General features: G+C 41.0%; 4 protein-coding genes. All 4 read left to right on the forward strand.

All coding sequences use genetic code 11. The features are described 5' to 3' along the window. Positions 1–147: 147 nt before the first annotated feature. The 4 genes from IJ535_RS06125 to IJ535_RS06140 all read left to right on the forward strand — a co-directional run bounded on the left by IJ535_RS06125 (position 148) and on the right by IJ535_RS06140 (position 3,442). Complete coding sequence (locus tag IJ535_RS06125) at positions 148–1,014, forward strand: YitT family protein (RefSeq protein WP_294300171.1); 867 nt, start codon at positions 148–150, stop codon at positions 1,012–1,014. A gap of 18 nt (positions 1,015–1,032) precedes the next feature. Next, on the forward strand, positions 1,033–1,659 hold the full coding sequence (gene udk / locus IJ535_RS06130; protein ID WP_294300174.1) for a uridine kinase: 627 nt from the start codon (positions 1,033–1,035) through the stop codon (positions 1,657–1,659). Between the two features lie 216 nt (positions 1,660–1,875). Beyond that, positions 1,876–2,637: an ATP-binding protein gene (locus IJ535_RS06135; RefSeq protein WP_294300177.1), complete on the forward strand. Its 762-nt coding sequence runs from the start codon at positions 1,876–1,878 to the stop codon at positions 2,635–2,637. Between the two features lie 13 nt (positions 2,638–2,650). Further along, positions 2,651–3,442 (forward strand): acyl-CoA dehydratase activase, encoded by a 792-nt coding sequence (locus tag IJ535_RS06140; protein ID WP_294300179.1) that lies wholly within the window; start codon positions 2,651–2,653, stop codon positions 3,440–3,442. Positions 3,443–3,509: the final 67 nt, after the last annotated feature.

Below are 3,509 nucleotides of genomic sequence, written 5' to 3' on the forward strand. Positions count from 1 at the left end.
AGTGAAACGGAGACAGTATCGTGCCGAGCTAGGAGGGAGCCGCGTAGCGGAAAGTTGCCTAGCTCGAGTACGAGGGGTGCCCTGCGGGAGCATGAAAAAATAAAGATTGATTTGCGGTCGTATCTGGCGGATTAGGTAGGGGGAATTATGTCAGCAGAAAAAAGAAAAGAGCTATTAATTGATATTTTGATGGATGCTCTGTCAGGCATTTGCATCGGTATCGCATTGTATAATTTTGCAGCCGACGCCAAATTTCCATTGACAGGACTCACAGGTATCGCTATGATTTTTTATCAGTACTGGGGCTGGAAAATCGGTATTGTAACAATCATTTTGAATATTCCACTGATTTTCGCAGCATATAAGGTACTAGGCAAAAAGTTTTTGCTAAAGTCATTTAAGACTATGGCAATCGGTACTGTTATGATGGATTTTGTGTCGCCGCTTTTTCCAAAAATTCAGATAGATAATATTTTGCTTAATGCTCTTGTGGTAGGTGTGTTCACTGGCTTGGGTTATGCACTTGTATATATGCGCAATTCATCCACTGGTGGGGCAGACTTTATCATGATGATTATCAAGGCGAAGCATCCACACATGTCCCTAGGAAGAATCTTTTTCATGGTGGATGTGGCGATTATAGTTATTGATACTATAGCCTATGCTCATTCCTTTGAAGCACTTTGCTATGGTTTTGTAATCAGCTATATTGGTTCTATAGTGGTTGATAAGGTAATGATTAATGCAGATTCAGGTATGATGTGTATGATCGTTACTAACAAGGCTGAGGCTATTGCTGATGCTATTGATAAGGCTGTAGAGCGAGGCACCACTATCTTTACTGCAAAGGGCGGATACAAGGGCGATGAGAGACAGGTGCTTATGTGTGCTTGTTCTGATAAGCAGATGTATCAGGTTAATCGTGTTTCAAAAAAGATTGACGTGGACGCATTTATTGTCATAATGGAATCAAAGGCAGTGTATGGTGAGGGGTTCAAAAGATTTAAAGGTTAGAATTAATGAGGTAATTTTATGTCAGAGAAAATTTGCGTGCTTGGTGTGGCAGGTGGTTCTGCTTCAGGCAAGACAACAATCATCAACAAATTGCAGGATTTTTTTGGAGAGGATATTGCTGTTATCAGCCATGATGCTTATTATAAGGCACATCCTGAAATGTCCTTTGAAGAGCGTAGCCAGCTTAACTATGACCATCCAGATTCATTTGAATCAGACAGAATGGCAGAGGATGTTAGAAAGCTTATAAAGGGCTATGCAATCGACATGCCAGTGTACGATTATGTTCATCACAATCGTTCTGACGAGACAGTTAGGGTAGAGCCAAAGACTGTTATCGTAATGGAAGGTATCCTTATCTTAGAGAATAAGGAGCTTCGCGACTTAATGGATATCAAGATATTTGTTGATACTGATGCTGATGAGAGACTTATGCGTCGTATTCAGCGAGATATGATTGAAAGAGGACGTAGCATCGAATCAATCATCGAGCAGTATTCAAAGACTGTTAAGCCTATGCACGAAGAATTCGTTGAGCCATCAAAGAAGCATGCTGATATTATCATCCCTCGTGGTGGTGAGAACGCTGCTGGTCTTGATATGCTCATCACATACATGACAAAAAAATTACAGACAGAAGAATAATACAAATCATATCTGCAACGCCTTCACTTATTAGGGCGTTGCAAACTATTATAAACAGTAATATTGCCCCTGTGTCAATTTGGAGATATTCCCAAATATGCACAGGGGTTTCTTTATGAACTTTGTTTTTGGGGTAGATGTATGCTAGAATTAAACCTACTGATTGATAAAATTTGTCAATTAGTGATAAGTAATTAAATGGAGAGATAATTAGTAATGGAAAAGAAACCAGTTGTATTGGCTGTTGCTGGTAAAGGTGGAGTTGGTAAAACTTCTCTTGCTGCGGTAATGGTTAAGTTGTTAGTGGAGGCTTATCCGGATAAAAAAATCTTAGCAATCGATGCTGATCCTGCTGTTGGGCTTTCTACAGCCTTGGGTGTTGAGCCTGGTCTTACGCTAGATGATATTCGCAAGGAAGCTGTTGAAACGGCAGCATCAGGGGATACCAAAGCCACAGTAGAGGTACTTGGCGAAGCCAGATATCGTATTTTTGATTGCATGGTTGAGATGGATGGCTTTTCTTTTATTGCAATTGGACGTCCAGAGGCTGCTGGTTGCTATTGCAAAATCAATACCTATCTCAAAGAAGTAATCGCTTCAATATCAGACAATTTTGATTATATTGTAATTGATGGTGAAGCCGGAATAGAGCAGATTAATCGTCGTGTTATGGAAAAGGTGACGCATCTTTTGCTTGTCACAGATTCTAGCAAGAAGGGCTGTGATGTTGTTAAGACTATTAAGAGGGTGGCTGACGATTTAGTTATGTACGACAGAATAGGAGCCGTAGTAAATCGTGTTCCATCCGAGGATGTTCTTAAGTTTATGAATCTTGGGGATATTCCTCTTCTAGGCTGGATAGGTGCTGATACCAATCTCACTGAATGTGATCTAAAGGGTCAATCAGTGCTAACAATATCTGACGACAGTGCCATAGTAAAAGGTATGAACTCGGTTTTGAACAAAATGCTGGTCTAAGGAGATTATTAAGATGAAATATTTTGGTGGCTGTGATTCCGGCTCTACATATACAAAGTGCGTTATCATTGATGAAACTGGTAAAATGGTAGCCGATGTTACATTAAAAAGTAGAATAAATGCTGTGTTATCTTGTCAGGACGCTCTTGATCAGGCAGTAGCACAGGTTTCAGATTTACATAGTGCAAAGGATTTAACATATCTGGTAGGTACGGGATATGGCCGTAACAAGGTTCCTTTTGCAGATGAGAATATATCAGAGATTAGCTGTCATGCCATGGGTGTGCATTTGGCTGACCCTGAGGTAAAGGCTATCATCGATATTGGTGGACAGGATGTTAAGGGGATTGCCGTTGACACTGACGGTACAGTTTTAAACTTTGCCATGAACGATAAGTGTGCCGCAGGTACAGGTCGTTTCTTCGAGGCAATGGCTAGAGCATTTGAGATGGATTTGGATGAGTTCTCAAATCTCTCACTTAAAGCAAAAAATGTAATTCCAATTACTGCTCAGTGTACAGTATTTGCTGAGTCAGAGGTTATCTCACTGGTAGGTGAGGGCAAGCCAATGGATGAAATCGCAGCAGGTATCGAGCTTTCTGTTGCAAAAAGATGCTTTGTAATGTCAAAGAAGGCAGGCGCTACAGATAAGATTACACTTACAGGTGGATGTGCAAAGAATGCAGGACTTAAGGCTGCCATCGAGCAGGTGCTTAAGCTAAAGGTTATCGAACTTCCAATTGACCCACAGCTAATGGGAGCTCTCGGTGCCGCAGAATTCGCACGTCAAAAAGGTAATAATTAGCCTTCCCCCTCTGGGGGAAGGTGCCCCGAAGGGGCGGATGAGGGAAAAATTATGTTAAAAAATTTAT

Source organism: Pseudobutyrivibrio sp. (genome assembly GCF_017471675.1).
Taxonomy (GTDB): Bacteria; Bacillota; Clostridia; order Lachnospirales; family Lachnospiraceae; genus Pseudobutyrivibrio.

Coding starts and splice junctions, on each gene's coding strand:
- IJ535_RS06125 (WP_294300171.1), top strand. CDS start 148: ATGTCAGCAGAAAAAAGAAAAGAGCTATTAATTGATATTTTGATGGAT.
- udk (WP_294300174.1), top strand. CDS start 1,033: ATGTCAGAGAAAATTTGCGTGCTTGGTGTGGCAGGTGGTTCTGCTTCA.
- IJ535_RS06135 (WP_294300177.1), top strand. CDS start 1,876: ATGGAAAAGAAACCAGTTGTATTGGCTGTTGCTGGTAAAGGTGGAGTT.
- IJ535_RS06140 (WP_294300179.1), top strand. CDS start 2,651: ATGAAATATTTTGGTGGCTGTGATTCCGGCTCTACATATACAAAGTGC.